General features: G+C 39.9%; 12 protein-coding genes and 2 tRNA genes. 8 read left to right on the top strand and 6 right to left on the bottom strand.

The window, feature by feature from the left end:
• The first annotated feature begins 10 nt into the window (after window positions 1-10).
• Together ACFSQ3_RS09420 and uxaC are read left to right on the top strand one after the other, a co-directional pair.
• Window positions 11-2,014 carry a M13 family metallopeptidase gene (locus ACFSQ3_RS09420; RefSeq protein ID WP_380869292.1) on the top strand — a complete coding sequence of 668 codons (2,004 nt, stop codon included), beginning with the start codon at window positions 11-13 and terminating at the stop codon, window positions 2,012-2,014.
• A gap of 308 nt (window positions 2,015-2,322) precedes the next feature.
• Window positions 2,323-3,726, top strand: a complete 1,404-nt coding sequence (uxaC, locus tag ACFSQ3_RS09425) for a glucuronate isomerase (protein ID WP_380869293.1) — start codon at window positions 2,323-2,325, stop codon at window positions 3,724-3,726.
• 374 nt (window positions 3,727-4,100) lie between these two features.
• Here uxaC and ACFSQ3_RS09430 read toward each other — a convergent pair whose 3' ends face one another.
• Complete coding sequence (locus ACFSQ3_RS09430) at window positions 4,101-5,780, bottom strand: RluA family pseudouridine synthase (RefSeq protein ID WP_380869294.1); 1,680 nt, start codon at window positions 5,778-5,780, stop codon at window positions 4,101-4,103.
• An 88-nt stretch (window positions 5,781-5,868) separates the two neighbouring features.
• On the opposite strand from ACFSQ3_RS09430, the gene ACFSQ3_RS09435 reads away from it, so the two are divergent.
• Window positions 5,869-7,311: a dicarboxylate/amino acid:cation symporter gene (locus ACFSQ3_RS09435; protein WP_380869295.1), complete on the top strand. Its 1,443-nt coding sequence runs from the start codon at window positions 5,869-5,871 to the stop codon at window positions 7,309-7,311.
• Window positions 7,312-7,406: 95 nt separating this feature from the next.
• Here ACFSQ3_RS09435 and ACFSQ3_RS09440 read toward each other — a convergent pair whose 3' ends face one another.
• Window positions 7,407-7,766, bottom strand: a complete 360-nt coding sequence (locus tag ACFSQ3_RS09440) for a winged helix-turn-helix transcriptional regulator (protein ID WP_380869296.1) — start codon at window positions 7,764-7,766, stop codon at window positions 7,407-7,409.
• 103 nt (window positions 7,767-7,869) lie between these two features.
• On the opposite strand from ACFSQ3_RS09440, the gene ACFSQ3_RS09445 reads away from it, so the two are divergent.
• Both ACFSQ3_RS09445 and ACFSQ3_RS09450 read left to right on the top strand, forming a co-directional pair.
• Window positions 7,870-8,616 (top strand): SDR family oxidoreductase, encoded by a 747-nt coding sequence (locus ACFSQ3_RS09445; protein ID WP_380869297.1) that lies wholly within the window; start codon window positions 7,870-7,872, stop codon window positions 8,614-8,616.
• Between the two features lie 155 nt (window positions 8,617-8,771).
• Window positions 8,772-9,023: a hypothetical protein gene (locus tag ACFSQ3_RS09450; protein WP_380869298.1), complete on the top strand. Its 252-nt coding sequence runs from the start codon at window positions 8,772-8,774 to the stop codon at window positions 9,021-9,023.
• A gap of 346 nt (window positions 9,024-9,369) precedes the next feature.
• Here ACFSQ3_RS09450 and ACFSQ3_RS09455 read toward each other — a convergent pair.
• From ACFSQ3_RS09455 to ACFSQ3_RS09465, 3 genes are all read right to left on the bottom strand, one after another.
• A tRNA-Leu gene (locus ACFSQ3_RS09455) sits at window positions 9,370-9,454 on the bottom strand.
• An 8-nt stretch (window positions 9,455-9,462) separates the two neighbouring features.
• Window positions 9,463-9,535: transfer RNA gene (locus ACFSQ3_RS09460), tRNA-Gly, on the bottom strand.
• Between the two features lie 107 nt (window positions 9,536-9,642).
• Window positions 9,643-10,389, bottom strand: a complete 747-nt coding sequence (locus tag ACFSQ3_RS09465) for a DUF6733 family protein (protein ID WP_380869299.1) — start codon at window positions 10,387-10,389, stop codon at window positions 9,643-9,645.
• Between the two features lie 324 nt (window positions 10,390-10,713).
• Here ACFSQ3_RS09465 and ACFSQ3_RS09470 point away from each other — a divergent pair, with 324 nt between their 5' ends.
• Genes ACFSQ3_RS09470 through ACFSQ3_RS09480 form a run of 3 tightly spaced genes read left to right on the top strand, consistent with a single transcriptional unit; the run spans window position 10,714 to window position 14,363 of the window.
• A complete protein-coding gene (locus tag ACFSQ3_RS09470) occupies window positions 10,714-13,146 on the top strand; it encodes a bifunctional UDP-N-acetylmuramoyl-tripeptide:D-alanyl-D-alanine ligase/alanine racemase (protein ID WP_380869300.1) in 2,433 nt (810 codons plus the stop codon).
• Window positions 13,147-13,153: 7 nt separating this feature from the next.
• Window positions 13,154-13,747: a DUF502 domain-containing protein gene (locus tag ACFSQ3_RS09475; protein ID WP_380869301.1), complete on the top strand. Its 594-nt coding sequence runs from the start codon at window positions 13,154-13,156 to the stop codon at window positions 13,745-13,747.
• A 13-nt stretch (window positions 13,748-13,760) separates the two neighbouring features.
• The gene (locus ACFSQ3_RS09480) at window positions 13,761-14,363 is read left to right on the top strand and encodes a hypothetical protein (RefSeq protein WP_380869302.1); all 603 of its coding nucleotides are present in this window, start codon (window positions 13,761-13,763) and stop codon (window positions 14,361-14,363) included.
• Between the two features lie 4 nt (window positions 14,364-14,367).
• On the opposite strand, the gene ACFSQ3_RS09485 is transcribed toward ACFSQ3_RS09480, so the two are convergent.
• The gene (locus tag ACFSQ3_RS09485; protein WP_380869303.1) at window positions 14,368-15,213 is read right to left on the bottom strand and encodes a universal stress protein; all 846 of its coding nucleotides are present in this window, start codon (window positions 15,211-15,213) and stop codon (window positions 14,368-14,370) included.
• Window positions 15,214-15,279: the final 66 nt, after the last annotated feature.

A 15,279-nucleotide genomic window follows, 5' to 3' on the forward strand; every position in this document is an offset into this window, starting at 1 on the left:
ACAAATAAATATGAAGAAAACAATCATTCTTGCCAGTGTGATGCTCGCGGCAGCAACAACTCAGGCGCAAGAAAATCAAGCCATTAATCTTTCTCACATGGATAAAAGCGTAAGAGCGCAAGATGATTTCTACCAATTTGTTAACGGAAATTGGATGAAAACGGTGGAAATTCCTTCTGATAAAGCACGTTGGGGAAGCTTCGACGAGCTGCGTGAAAACACCGATAACAATACACAGAAATTGTTGCAACAAGCTTTAGATAAAGATTTTGCTAAAGGTACGGACGGACAAAAGATTGCTGATTTATATCGATCTTATGTTGATTTAGACGCTCGTAATAAGCATGGTATTGAGCCGGTTAAACAACAATTGGCAGATATCGCAGCAGTTAAAAACCTGAAAGATTTATATGCTTATTTCCTAAAATACGGTCCTGTAGGTGGAAATCCATTTTTCGGTGGCTATGTGGGTACACACATGAAAAACTCTAAAATCAACACCGTTTATTTAGGTGGTGGTGGTTTAGGTTTGGGTCGTACTTATTACCAAAAGGAAGATGCTAAAAACACAGAAACTCTAGGTGATTACGTTAAGTTCATTAATACGTTATATCCAGCTTTCGGACAAAAAACACGCGATCTTAAAGGTCCCGGTATTTTGGCGTTTGAGAAATCCATTGCGGCAAAACTAAAAACGGTTGAAGAATCTCGTGATGCGAACAAACGCTACAATCCGGTTGCTGTAAAAGATTTAGGTAAACTGGTAAAAAACATGGACGTGGCCGATTACCTAAATAAAATGGGATTCAAAGCGGATACGGTTATTATTGGTGAACTAAAATATTATGAAGGATTGGACGAAATCTTAAATGCGAAGAACTTGCCAATTATCAAAGATTATTTGAGTTTCCATGTTATGGATGGTGCTACGGGTTATTTAACTAAAGATTTGGAAGACCTTTCTTTTGAGTTTTATGGTAAAAAATTGCGCGGACAAAAGGAGCAACGCGCATTGGATAAACGCGGTTTAGAATTCGTAAACGGCAATGTAGGCGAGCTTCTGGGAAAATTATATGTGGAAGCTTATTTCCCACAAGAAGCCAAAGAAACTTGCGAAGAATTGGTAAGCTACGTGCGTAAATCGTTCGAAGTGCATATTCAAAATCTAGCTTGGATGTCGCCCGCGACGAAAGAGAAAGCTTTAGAAAAGCTTTCGAAATTTACCGTGAAGATCGGCTATCCGGACAAATGGAAAGATTATTCGAAACTAAATGTAGGTACATCTTTGTTCGAAAACATCAATGCCATCAAACGTTGGAGATTCGAAGAGAACTTGGCAAAACAAGGTAAACCGGTAGATAAAGAGGAGTGGGGTATGTCGCCACAAACGGTTAATGCTTATTACAGCCCATTGAACAATGAGATTGTATTCCCGGCAGCGATTTTGCAAGCGCCGTTTTACGATTATAAAGCGGACGCTGCTGTAAACTTCGGTGGTATTGGTGCTGTGATCGGTCACGAATTATCGCATGGATTCGATGATTCTGGTTCGCAGTATGATGGCGATGGAAACTTGAACAACTGGTGGACAGACGAAGATCGTAAAGCGTTTGAGAAAGCAGCAGATGCATTGGTAGCACAGTTTGAATCCTACGAACCGGTACCAGGTGTTTTCGTAAATGGTCGTTTCACGTTAGGTGAAAACATCGGTGATTTAGGTGGTTCTTCGGTCGCTTTCGACGCTTTACAGATGTATTTGAAAGATAAAGGAAATCCTGGGTTGATTGACGGTTACACACAAGATCAACGCTTCTTCCTTTCTTGGGCGACTATTTGGCGCACCAAAACAACCGATGAGTTTGTTGTGAATCAAGTGAAAACGGATCCTCATTCTCCAGCACAATACCGTGCGTTTGCACCGATTATCAATTTGGATGCTTTCCACAAAGCGTTTGAAACGAAAGAAGGTGATAAAATGTACGTTCCTAAAGAGAATCGTATCGTAATCTGGTAGTAAGGAAAACCAATATTTTACGAAAGCCGCAGCATTCAATGTTGCGGCTTTTTTTGGCTGTGCGCGATAACGTTTGCGTAAAAATTGTAACGTATTCTCCATTTTTTCGTGTGCGAATATTTTATCTTGCAGTCGTTATAGCGATCGATTAAGATGATATGTTCAACTCGGACGCTGTTATATAAACCGAAAGCACATTAAGTAGAAACATGCGCATATTATATTTCCGATGTTCGGCGAATAGCTGATAGCTGAAGAATACTACATTAAAATCTATTTTGGCTTTTTTATAATTTTCGACTATTGCTATGAAGAATTTTTTAGATGATAATTTTCTTTTGAAAACCAAAACGGCAGAAACGTTGTATCATAATTACGCGAAATCGTTGCCGATTATTGATTATCACAATCATCTAATTCCTCAGCAGGTTGCAGAAAACCTGCAATTTGATAACATTACGCAAGTTTGGCTGAACGGCGATCATTATAAATGGCGCGCCATGCGTGCAAATGGCATTTCAGAACATTACATCACAGGCAACGCGTCCGATAAAGAAAAGTTTTTGAAATGGGCTGAAACGGTTCCTTATACGATGAGGAATCCTTTATACCATTGGACACATCTGGAGCTGCAACGTTACTTCGATATTCACGAAATTCTTTCGCCAGCTACCGCTGAAAAGATTTACGAAGAAGCTTCCGCAAAGCTTCGTTTGCCAGAATATAACGTTCGTGCTTTGTTGGAAAAAATGCGTGTGGAAGTCATCTGCACCACTGACGACCCGATCGATTCCTTGGAATATCACCAAACGTTTTCGAAGGAAGAAAGCACATTTAAAATGTATCCTGCTTTTCGGCCGGACAAAGCGATGCAAGTGGATGATATTGAATCTTTCAACCAATATGTAGATACGTTGGCACAGGTTACAAAATTGGAGATTGATAATTTTTCAAACTATTTACAGGCACTAAAGGCAAGGCATGATTTCTTTGCGGAGAATGGATGTTCGGTTTCTGATCACGGTTTGGAACGTATTTACGCGGAAGATTACACCGAACAAGAAATTGCCGATATCTTTCTGAAGATTCGCGGGCAACAGGATATCTCAGTTCGGGAAAACCACCAATTCAAATCTGCTATGCTAGTTTGCTTTGCACAGTGGGATCACGAAAAAGGCTGGGTGCAACAATATCATTTGGGTGCATTGCGAAATAATAATTCACGGATGTTGGGAATTAGCGGTGCAGATGCAGGCTTTGATTCCATAGGCGATTTTTCACAAGCCAAAGCATTATCTAAGTTTTTAAATCGATTGGACGCTGGAGATCAATTGACGAAAACCATTATCTACAACTTGAATCCTGCCGACAACGAAATGATTGCCACAATGGTTGGTAATTTTAATGATGGAACCATTGCTGGGAAAGTGCAATTTGGATCAGCATGGTGGTTTTTAGATCAGAAAGACGGCATGACCAAGCAGATCAATACCTTGTCGAATATGGGCTTATTAAGTCGTTTTGTAGGTATGCTGACAGATTCGCGAAGCTTTCTGTCATTTCCAAGACACGAATATTTTCGCCGTCTGTTGTGCGATCTATTTGGGGAAGATATAGAGCAGGGCGAACTACCTAACAAATTAGACTGGATTGGTAAGGTTATTTCAGACATCTGCTACCATAATGCCAAAGATTACTTTAAGTTTAAATAATGTTTAAACATCAAAATTTATGAATATTTATTATTAAATAGCGTTTATTTTTGACAAAATGATATTATTATTTTGAATTGATTATTAAAATAGTATATTTGACTAACCAATAGATGATGAGTCCCCTAATTAGATAGGTTGTCGCTATATAAAGAATTATCCGCTTACGCGGATTCAATTTTAGTTTTTGTTGTAAGCGTTTTCGCTTAGTTTGTGTTGGGTAGCAGCCTTCGGGCTGCTATTTTTTTGGACAATATGGAATAATTTCTTTTACGGTAATAGTATCCATGCGAATTCGAGGCATGAGTGGTGTAACCATCTCACATCAAAGAAGTAAATAGCGTCACAAATTAACAACTTCACGTATTCACTCCCTAAAACGGATCGGCCACTTCGAAAGAAATTTCTTTACCCGATGTAGGATGAATGAAACGAATAAATCCGGCATGTAAATGTAAGCGATTTTCTCTTGTGCCGTAAATGTCATCACCGACAATGGGTGTATGTAAACCGAGACTGTGCGCCGAATGTACACGCAGCTGGTGCGTTCTTCCAGTCAATGGAAAGAAATGTATTTTCGTTCTGTCATTTTTTCGTTCAATTACCCTGAATTGAGTTCGTGCTGGCTTACCATAGGTGTAACAAACCATTTGTCGCGGCCGATCATCCAGATCTACGCGTAAAGGTAAATCGATTAAGCCTTCGTCTTCCGAAATCAAACCGTTTAACAATGCGGTGTATCGTTTTACTATGGTATGCTGAATAAACTGATCTTGAATAAATTGATGCGCTTCTTTGTTTTTCGCTAAAACCAAAATGCCAGAAGTAGACATATCCAAACGATGAATAATGATCGGTCCGGTCATGTCCGGACGAAGTTCCATCGCGCGCTCGAATACAGAATCGCTGATCTGCTTTCCGGGTACAGAAAGCAGTTCGGACGGTTTGTTAACAACCAATATATCATTGTCTTCAAATACGATATCTAAACCTTTAGGTGTGTGTGTAGCTTGTAGCAACGGATTGCTTTCAACATCTAAACCTTGCATCATGAATCCGAGGATAGGCTCGCATTTTCCTCGACAAGATGGATAATAATGTTCGTGCAATCTTACCTCCGAAGCCGAAGAGGTTCCCCACCAAAACTCCGCCATACAGATGGGTGTTAATTGATTTAAGTAAGCATACTGAAATAATTTTGGTGCGGCGCATTCACCCGCACCAGCTGGAGGAATGATTCCCGCCGTTTCCTGAAAAATGCTAAGCACATCCTTGGTTTCGCCGTGTGCGTTTAAAAACTGATATTGATCAAAGATTTTTTTCTGCAACGCGGCAGAACGCCGTTTGCGTTCTTCTTTTAGTCGTTCAATCTTTTCAATGTATTGATCAACATCCGACTGCGCCTTATTTAGCTCCGTCCTGGTTTCCAATTTCAGCACATCGTATTCATGTTGATCACGATAGCTCTGCTTAATCAAATCTTCCAGTATGGCTTGCGTTTCCACATCTGGCAAAACGGTATCCAACGTGCTACGTATTTGTTTACGTTCTTTTTTGTTAGCCTTATGCAGTTCCCGGGCAGCTTTGAGTGCAGATTCGTTAGCGGATTTAACCTCTTCCAACTTGGTTTTCGCCTCGGCAAAAGCTTCGCCGTTTTGTATGTGCTCTATATCTCGATTGATGCGATTAATATGATGTTCTTCCGCACGAAAAAAACCTTCTTCATCCAATATATCGTAAATCGGAGGAACAAAATATGCGTGTTTGTTAGTATTCGCCAACTTTCCGGAAACTGCCGCCAAAAAGCCGAGGTTTCCATTCGAATCTTTCACGACCATTACCCCAAACATCTTTCCGATCGGCGATTCATTTAACTGCTCATCCGACCAGAAAGGATGTTTAAAATCCTGTTGCGTACGCAAATACATTTTCACTTGATCGGCTGCAAGCAAGCTCAACGGGTGAGGCTCATAGAAAAATGGAAACGTGAACTGTTTGGGTAACGACACCGATTCGACGCTTAGCGGGTGAAAAAAAGGCAGTGTTTCGAACATAATAAGAGTGCAAAATTAGGGAAATAACATTTGGTTTGCCGGGCTATTTTTTTAATTTTGCTGAAACAAGGTTAAACCCAAACTTTACATGCAGAAATCGAAAATTGCTCTTGTAACACTCATAACCATAGCATTAGCTTCCATTTTTACGTTACTTTCCGAATACGATATTTTGACCATACCGCTGGTAGGCATGATGGCAGTTCGTTGGATTACCGCTATCGTCTTGATCGTAAATGCGTTAACGAGAAGAAATTTAACTACGTGGATACTAACCTGCATGGCTTTAGGTGTTTTCATTGGATTAGACTTTCCGAACGTAGCACGAGCATTGCAACCATTAAGTCAAGGTTTTATTAAGTTGGTAAAAACGATTGTTGGACCGATCTTGTTTGCTACACTGGTTTATGGGATTGCCGGACATTCTGATTTGAAGCAAGTAGGCAGGATGGCATGGAAATCATTGTTATATTTCTTCTGTGCAACTACCTGCGCAATTTTTATCGGTTTGGTGGCAATTAATGTAACGAAGGCAGGGGTGGGCATCGATGTAAGCAAAATGCCAAAAGAGGAATTGCCAGAATCTACCTCAACAATGACTGCCTCCGATCTTGCCGCTATGGAACATATCGATCCATCTACACACGGATTGTATAAGTTTACTGCGTTTTTCAGGGATACCTTTCCAGAAAACATCGTTAAATCTGTTTATGAAAACAAAGTATTGCAGATTGTAGTATTTGCAGTAATTTTCGGTATTGGTTTAGCTATGGTGTCAGAGGAGAAGCGAAAGCCGATGGTGGAATTTACAGAAAGCCTTTCGGAGGCAATGTTCAAGTTTACGAATCTCATCATGTATTTTGCGCCTATCGGTGTAGGTGCAGCAATGGCATACACCGTGGGACATTTAGGAGTTGAGATTTTAAAAAATCTATTCATGCTTCTGGCTACATTATATTTAGCGTTGATTTTCTTTATTTTACTGGTTTTATTTCCAGTAATGCTTTATCTAAAAATTCCGATTAAACAATTTCTGCTTGCTATAAAAGAGCCCGTTTCGATTGCTTTCGCTACGACAAGTTCGGACGCTGCCTTACCCAAAGCGATGAGTGCGATGGAGCGTTTTGGCGTACCGCGCAAAATTGTATCCTTCGTAATTCCTACGGGCTACAGTTTCAACTTGGATGGCACATCGTTGTATCTATCCTTAGCAGCTATCTTTGTTGCGCAGGCGTCGAACATGGATTTAAGCATCGGACAACAGCTTATGATCGCTTTCACGCTAATGATTACATCAAAGGGAGTTGCCGCTGTACCTCGTGCTTCGTTGATTATTTTGATCGCAACAGCGGATCAATTTGGTCTATCTACCGTCGTAATTGCTGCCATTTTAGGGATAGATGAATTGATGGATATGGCCCGGACATCAGTCAATGTGGTAGGGAACTGCCTTGCTACTGTTGTGGTTGCAAAATGGGAAGGTGAGTTTGATGAAGAAGCGCCGTTCCGAACGGAAGAAATTGCAGAATAAAATATTTTACTTTATTCAATACAATCCTGATTGAAAATAAAATTGGTGTATTCTTTTTATCCCGTTTGTAGCAAGTAATATGGAGAAGGTTTTCCTTATTTTCCTGTTATAACTCGGCGATGCGCTATTCCCCAGTCACTCAAACTCTCGATAATATTTTTTAACGATTTACCGTGTTTCGTGAGTTCATACATTACGGTAATCGGCTGGGTATCCATAACAGACCTGATAATTAATTTATTGACCTCTAATTCTTTGAGTTCCTTGCTCAACATTCGATTAGAGATACCCTCCACATCATTTAAGATCTCCGAAAATCGACGTTTGTTGTAATAACAAATCGACGATAAGATGGCGACTTTCCACTTGCCATTTAATACATCCATTGAGTCCTGAACCGCACGCATTTCCTTACTATGCTTTTGCTGAAAATAGTTGTTCTCACACGTTTTCATGTTACTTAGTTACTTCTATGTTACTGTTATTTATCGGTACTAAGTTACTAAAAATAACCAACACGTACTACTTTTGTATCATTGTTAAATTAAAAATGTAGACATGGAATTTAAAAACAAAAATGTAGTGATAACTGGCGGTAGCACTGGAATTGGATTTGCAACAGCCAAAGCATTTATCGAAGAAGGTGCCCGAGTATTAGTAACAGGTAGAAACACGGATAATTTGGAGAAAGCAGCGAAACAAGTAGAAAGTGAGAACTTCCGGACCCTAGTTTCTGACACTTCCAACCTTCAGGGGATTGCTGTTTTGGAGGAATACGTCTCGAATTCTGGGATAAAGATCGACATCTTGTTCCTTAACGCTGGTGTGGCTATTTTCGCTCCAATAGCGCAAATGACTGAGGAAGATTTTGATTACCAATTCAATACTAACGTCAAAGGTTACTATTTCACACTGCAGAAATTGATGCCATTTTTAGCAGAAGGAGCCACTGTAATTTTTACTTCATCAACTGTAGCGACAACAGCTCAAAGCTATGCAAGCGTCTATTCGGCAACTAAAGGCGCAGTAAACAAATTAGCACAGATCGCAGCAAATGAGTTGGCAGAAAAAGGAATTCGTGTAAATATTGTCAGTCCAGGCCCGACAAAAACGGAAGGTTTCGAGAAGGCAGTGGTAGATGAGGAAACGAAAAAACAATTTGCCAGCTCAACCGCGGTTAAACGGTTAGGTGATCCTTTAGAGGTTGCAAATGCAGTGCTTTTTCTAGCGTCGGAAAAAGCGAGCTTCATCACAGGAACCGAATTGCTGGTTGATGGTGGATATATTAACTATACGCTGCAGTAAACTTAAAAGCGAAGGTCAATTTGCATGGTTGACTTTCGCTTTTTCTGGCCTCCCAATTCGGTATTTGCGCTGCTTTGTAGTATAATCGCTTCAATAATAAATTATTTTCGGCAAGAATATCCTAACCGAAATGGTGGTGCTTACATTTGTACATTATGATCAAAAAGATTGAAGAAAGCATCGACGATTATTTATCTACAAATTCTGTTACCAACCAACTCGATTCTAGTGAGCGTGAACTTCTAAAGAAGTTTTTGTATGATTTTGCGCACTACAGCAAAAGTGCAGATTGTATTGAGACGCTGTTGAAATTCGCAAAGAATACCCTTACCGACAAGAGACGTTTTAGCAGCGATCTAGCGAAGATAAGCAACGAGGCGTTAGCGATGATTCTCAATCTCAAATAAATTAACGCCGTTGCGTTTCTAGTAAGTAATATGTCGATATAAACTGATTCAATTGGTTTCTTTAGTGAATTTCGATACCGTAATACCGATAGAAGTAATTTAATTTGATGCGAATCGAAAACATTTGAGGTTACACGCAAATTTATAAAATACCAAAAAAGCTTCGTTCGCTTGAAATTGCTTGGATTGCATAAGTTTTGTTATTGGAAATTCTTCGGTAGAAGTGGAAGGCAAGTTTAACTAAATGTATTTATTTGAGGAATCTGACGGAAAGACGCGTTTCAAATCCCAGACACGATGAGATTACTTAAAACAAGAAATCCCTTCATTTTCATGAAAGGATTTGTACCTAGGGCGGGAATCGAACCCGCACTCCTTTAACAGGAACAGGATTTTAAGTCCTGCGTGTCTACCAGTTTCACCACCTAGGCAACTTAAGAGCGAAAGACGAGATTCGAACTCGCGACCCCGACCTTGGCAAGGTCGTGCTCTACCAACTGAGCTACTTTCGCTTTTGGTGATGCAAATATAGAGGAATAATGCGTTTGCGCAAAGGAAAAAATAAAAAAGTACCGCGAATGCAGTACTTTGTTGCGTGTTTGTGTTGGGTTGTAGGTGTTTAGAATGAAAATCCTGTCGATAATTTGTAGAATGATTTCGAATCATTCGCAATCTCTCCATCCTTAACGAAGTCCGTACCCGCCGATAGACGAACAAAGCTTGCAAATTTTGGAACGTTGAATTGTACATATGGACCTAGCCATTGGTAGTAATCCAATTCTCCGCCCACATCATCTTTCGTTCTGCGTAAATGTTCAAAATGTGCTCCGAACGAAAATGCCGGACTTACTTTATATCCTGCATTTGCCCAATAGTGTAAATAAGCTAATGTAGAACCACCTTCTGGCGCTTTGTTGGTTAGTGGCGCATAATAGCCTGCGTAAACTTCACTTTCAAATTTTTCTTTGTCCACGTTGAAGAATAAGTTAGGAACTATACCGTCGCCCGCAATTCCGCCAAATTGGCCATCAGCCGCACCTTTTGATAAGAGATTGCCAAAAGTAAAACCCAAGTTTGGATTTAGTGTAATGCCTTCGCTTAAATACAAATTAAGACCGCCACCGAACTCTGTCCAGTTTCCCCAAGCAGCAGCGCTTCCAGCTCCCCAAAAAATGCCATAGGTGGAGACGCCTATTTTATCACTCAATTTATATTCCAACGTAAAATTTGGTGCGAATCCAAAAAATTGATCGCTTGTCAGTCCAAAATATGCTGTAGCATCTGAATCTTGTGCATTAGCAACCGATGAAATAGCTAATGTGACTAGAGCTACTCCATAAAATTTAATTTTCTTTGTTAAATTCATATAAAAATGTTTAAATGGTTAATTGTATTTCAAATATATGTTAAAATATATTTAATTATTGTATTTGTAATCAAAAATTGATCAGTTTTTGACTTATTTTGATAAGAACATGTTGTTAAATAGGTTTATTGGGCGCCATTTATGGTGTATTTTCATAAATTAAATCCAAATTTTTAGTTTTCTATCAATTTTAATGTCCTTTTTTTGTTTTTGAATCCGGTGGTTGCGCGATAGTTTTGATTTTTTTTAAACCGTTTATAATTGTTGACCAAATAATAGAAATGTTCGAAAAAATCGTGAACTTCGTTTATCAAAGTTGAGATCATGTATCAAGTTTCGGATATCGTTCAAATAGTTACCACGCAAAGGTTCATGCTTCCGTCGGCTTCGCTGACGATCAGTGAATTGGTATATGATAGTCGGAAAGTCTATCATGGTGACAGCGCTTTGTTTTTTGCATTAAAAGCAGCGCGTGACGGCCATCGGTTTATTCGAGCTGCGTATGATCGTGGGATTCGCAGTTTTGTAGTTTCCGATTTAGACTTAGATTACAAGCAATATCCAGATGCGAATTTCCTTTGGGTGGACGATGTATTGGAAGCATTGCAAACTTTAGCAAGCTATCATCGTAAACAATTTCATTACCCGATCATCGGGATTACAGGTAGTAACGGAAAAACCATTGTAAAGGAATGGCTTTATCAAATGCTCTGTCAAGACAAAAAAGTGTATCAAAGCCCGAAAAGTTATAATTCGCAGTTGGGCGTTTCTTTGTCGCTATGGGAGCTCAGTGATCAATATGATATCGCGCTTATCGAAGCGGGAATTAGTCAGGAAGGCGAGATGGCTAAACTTGCCGAGATGGTAAAGCCAGATATTGGCGTGTTGACGAGCCTTGGTGTAGCTCACGCAGATGGATTTTCGAGTAAATTGGTTAAGCTGAATGAGAAGCTCATGCTTTTTCAAGACAGTAAGACGGTTATTTTTCCTTCCAAATATGTTCCTGAAGATTTACGCTCTCAAAGTATTCAACAATTATCTTGGGGTAATAGCGCCAGCGACAAATGGCAGTTGGTCAGTACTGAAATAAATGGTAGTTGGACGGAAGTGCTTTTAATGGAAGATAGCGTCGAGCAAAGATTGATTCTTCCTTTTATTGATCAAGCTTCTATTGAAAACTGTTTGACCTGTTCCAGTGTGATGCGTTTCTTAGGTTATGATTGGAGCGTGATTGCAGAACGATTAAAGCAACTCGAAGCTGTAGAAATGCGTTTGCAGTTGAAAAGCGGAATCAATAATACATCCGTTATCGATGATTCCTATTCGAATGATTTAGGTGCGTTGCGTATCGCGCTAGACTTTTTGGAACGTCAACAACAGCACGTCAAGAAGACGTTGATTCTATCCGAAGTGATGGGACTGCCAAATGACGAAAAATATTTCGATAAGCTTCGCACGCTGCTTTCCGTGTTTAATTTGACACGATTGATTTGGGTTGGCAATGCGACAACTATTTTCGATGGGCTGGATTTTGAAACTATTTCTTTCTCTAGTGTAGATGATCTTGAGCGGCATTGGGCAACGCTTTCTTTTGCTGATGAAACAATTTTAGTGAAAGGTGGACGAGCGTTTCATTTTGAATCTATAGTAAAACGATTGACGGCGAAATCCCACGGAACCGTATTGGAGATTAATCTCAATGCAATTGAACATAATCTACATGCTTATCGATCGTTACTTCCTGCGGATGTGAAGTTAATGGCGATGGTAAAGGCGTTTTCTTACGGAAGCGGTAGTTTCGAAGTGGCCAATATGCTACAATATAATGCGGTCGATTATCTGACGGTTGCTTTCGTCGACGAAGGCGTCGAATTGCGACAAGGTGGAATATCGCTCCCGATTATGGTGTTGAGTCCCGACGAATCTACTTTCGATCGTTTGGTTACGCATCGTTTAGAACCGGAAATTTATAGCTTCCGGATTTTCGAAGCATTCAATGCATACCTTAAACAACAAGAATTGCAGAAGTATCCAATCCACATCAAATTGGATACAGGGATGCATCGTTTGGGTTTTTTGGAGGATGAACTGCCTGAGTTGTTAGCGCGTTTGAAAGAGGAAACAACCGTAAAAGTGGTTTCTTTGTTTTCGCATTTAGTGGCTTCCGGAAAGCAAAGTGAAGATGCATTTACACAATCGCAAATCGGCCAATATCAACGCTGCGTTGAACATCTTGAGCATGAACTTGGATATAAAGTGATCAAGCATCTATGTAATACATCCGGTATAGTTCGTTGGCCCTCAGCTTATTTTGATATGGTGCGTTTGGGTATTGGGTTGTATGGTATTGATTTGCATCATAGTAATTTAGATATTTGGGCAACCAGTATGCTGAAAACCACCATTACGCAGATTAAAACATTGAAAGAAGGAGAAACTGTTGGTTACGATCGGAGAGGTGTCTTGAAGAAAGATGGGCAGATTGCAACGGTTAAAATTGGATATGCCGACGGCTACGACCGTCGTTTTGGAAATGGTGTCGGCACGATGTTGATTCGTGGTCAGTATGTTCCAACGATCGGCAACATCTGTATGGATATGTGCATGTTAGATGTCTCAGATATGAAAGTCGCCGAAGGTGACGAAGTTATTGTTTTTCCCGATATTCAACAATCTGCACGAGCAATTGGCGTTATTCCTTATGAATTGTTAGTGAATATTTCTTCGCGCGTAAAGCGTGTTTATTATTATCAGTAGTTTATATATGTTACGTAGGTTTTTTCAACGTTTTTTATATTATTTAATTAAAGGAACTTTAGTTGTTCTACCAGTTGCCGGCGCTATCTTCTTAATCTTTTGGTTAGTTGCTACTTTAGATAATGCGCTCAACTTGACGCACTTTATAGAAGACGAAACCGGAGAACCAAGGTATATACCGGGAATGGGTATAGTTACGGTGATCATCGTTTTAGTATTTGTAGGATTTGTATTTACTACGCTCGTAACGGTTCCAATCCAGCAATGGATGACGAGAATGGTAAACCGTATCCCTATATTTAATACGCTGTATTCCTCCATTAAAGATTTTACAGCAGCTTTTGTTGGTGATGCTAAAAAGTTTAACGAGCCTGTGTTGGTGGAAGTAAATGAAACTGGATTAAAAAAAATCGGTTTTTTAACACAAAAGAATCTAAAAGCTATTGGTTTGGAAGGCGAAGTAATCGTCTATTTTCCGTATTCCTATTCTTTTGCCGGACAGGTGGTTGTAGTAAAAGCAGATCGCGTTTCCAAACTCAATATGTCCGCAACGGATGCAATGAAATTAGTAGTTTCCGGTGGTGTAAGTAACTTGGATTAGCGAAGGAGAAAGCATGACAAAATTCATAGATCGAATATTTGGAACAAAGGTCGAGGTTGATTTGGTACGATTGGCACTGGAAAGCAGGATTAGTTTTGAAAGCGCACAGGTGGACAAGTTGCTATTGCGTGACTATGCGATTGCGGATCGACTGAACGATTTGGCTGCTTTTCAACAGGATTTGTTGGCACTAAATTCGGAAAGCAACTGGTCGTTGGAGCAGGAGCTCGACGTTTTGAGACAATATGTCGAGTTGATACAGAGTATTAAAGGAGCAGATTTCTTTGCGCAATTCAACACAAAAGTGGTTGATCAAAATGCTCAAATCCAATCCTTGATTTTGTTTCCTTTAATACAAAACGCAATAAAAAACGGCTATGCCTCGATGGAAAAATTCCCCATTAAAATTCGAATCAGCGGTTCGGAAGGTAGCTTATTGCTCGAAGTCAGCAATCGCGTCAATCATTATGTCGAAAACCAAGGTGAAGACGAACTAATCCAATTTTACAGAAAGCGTTTGCAATGGATTTACGCCGACAAGCACGAACTATTCGTTAATAGCAATTCTCAGACCTTCAAGGCAACCTTGTTTCTAAAATATGATAGCAACGATTAGCATTCTATTCTTCGTGATAGACGAGGATGGGTACTTTGGTGTGAAATGTTAGGTTGTGCGTGGTGCTATCTCTAAAAAGTCGGTCGAAAAATCCACGATTTCTTTTTACGACCGCCAGCATATCGATGTTATTATCCAATATGTAATGCGTGATCGTATGTTCAACGCTTTCTATTTTGTCCAACAATTGAAAGTTAACATCGTAACGATCAAAATCTGTCGACCATTGATCCATCTGACGACCTAGATTTGTGAGATCGCTTTGGGTAGCAACGTGTGCGCAAGTAGTTTCAGCACCGACTTCCTTCGCCATAATCAGCGCTTCGCGCAACGGAGTCCGATCGGATTCCCGAAATAAGGTTGTGAAAAGTACTTTCGAGATTCCACGAAATCGCGCATGCGGCGGAACAGCAATGATTGGTGTTTTCACAGCATTAATCACGGAAACGGTGTTTGATCCGATAATTCGATCCAGAAATCCGGATTGCCCATGCGTCCCCATAACGATCAAATGGATTTTTTCATGTTGTGTAATCTCGCGCACCACAGATGAAACCGGACCTTCTTCAAATAAAAATGAAATCTGATCTTCCGGAAAACCTTCGCGAACCGCGATTTCTTTCAAATGTGGTGTATTGCTCCGAAACGTTTCATATTCCGAACTTTCTAAATTCGCATACATTTCGCCCAACATTTCCGGCTGCCCGGGATGAATGGATGCAAAAACTGGCGACATATAGCTGTGCAAAACCTTCAATTTCGCTCCGACGCTTTTGGCTAAATGAATCGCGTATATAAAGGCATTGTCAGCCAATTCGGAGAAGTCTGTGGGAAATAGGATCGTTCTCATTTGATTAGGTTTTATAAAAGTCTATGAAATTTAGAAAAAAAATATCAATTTTTAAAGAGATAATTT

This window comes from Sphingobacterium corticis (assembly GCF_042684745.1).
Taxonomy (GTDB): domain Bacteria; phylum Bacteroidota; class Bacteroidia; order Sphingobacteriales; family Sphingobacteriaceae; genus Sphingobacterium; species Sphingobacterium corticis.

Bases quoted from the DNA above. Each gene is read 5' to 3' on its own strand.
- ACFSQ3_RS09475 (WP_380869301.1), top strand. From the start codon at position 13,154: ATGTTACGTAGGTTTTTTCAACGTTTTTTATATTATTTAATTAAAGGA.
- ACFSQ3_RS09440 (WP_380869296.1), bottom strand. From the start codon at position 7,766: ATGAAAACGTGTGAGAACAACTATTTTCAGCAAAAGCATAGTAAGGAA.
- ACFSQ3_RS09430 (WP_380869294.1), bottom strand. From the start codon at position 5,780: ATGTTCGAAACACTGCCTTTTTTTCACCCGCTAAGCGTCGAATCGGTG.
- ACFSQ3_RS09480 (WP_380869302.1), top strand. From the start codon at position 13,761: ATGACAAAATTCATAGATCGAATATTTGGAACAAAGGTCGAGGTTGAT.
- ACFSQ3_RS09435 (WP_380869295.1), top strand. From the start codon at position 5,869: ATGCAGAAATCGAAAATTGCTCTTGTAACACTCATAACCATAGCATTA.
- ACFSQ3_RS09445 (WP_380869297.1), top strand. From the start codon at position 7,870: ATGGAATTTAAAAACAAAAATGTAGTGATAACTGGCGGTAGCACTGGA.
- uxaC (WP_380869293.1), top strand. From the start codon at position 2,323: ATGAAGAATTTTTTAGATGATAATTTTCTTTTGAAAACCAAAACGGCA.
- ACFSQ3_RS09450 (WP_380869298.1), top strand. From the start codon at position 8,772: ATGATCAAAAAGATTGAAGAAAGCATCGACGATTATTTATCTACAAAT.
- ACFSQ3_RS09470 (WP_380869300.1), top strand. From the start codon at position 10,714: ATGTATCAAGTTTCGGATATCGTTCAAATAGTTACCACGCAAAGGTTC.
- ACFSQ3_RS09420 (WP_380869292.1), top strand. From the start codon at position 11: ATGAAGAAAACAATCATTCTTGCCAGTGTGATGCTCGCGGCAGCAACA.
- ACFSQ3_RS09465 (WP_380869299.1), bottom strand. From the start codon at position 10,389: ATGAATTTAACAAAGAAAATTAAATTTTATGGAGTAGCTCTAGTCACA.
- ACFSQ3_RS09485 (WP_380869303.1), bottom strand. From the start codon at position 15,213: ATGAGAACGATCCTATTTCCCACAGACTTCTCCGAATTGGCTGACAAT.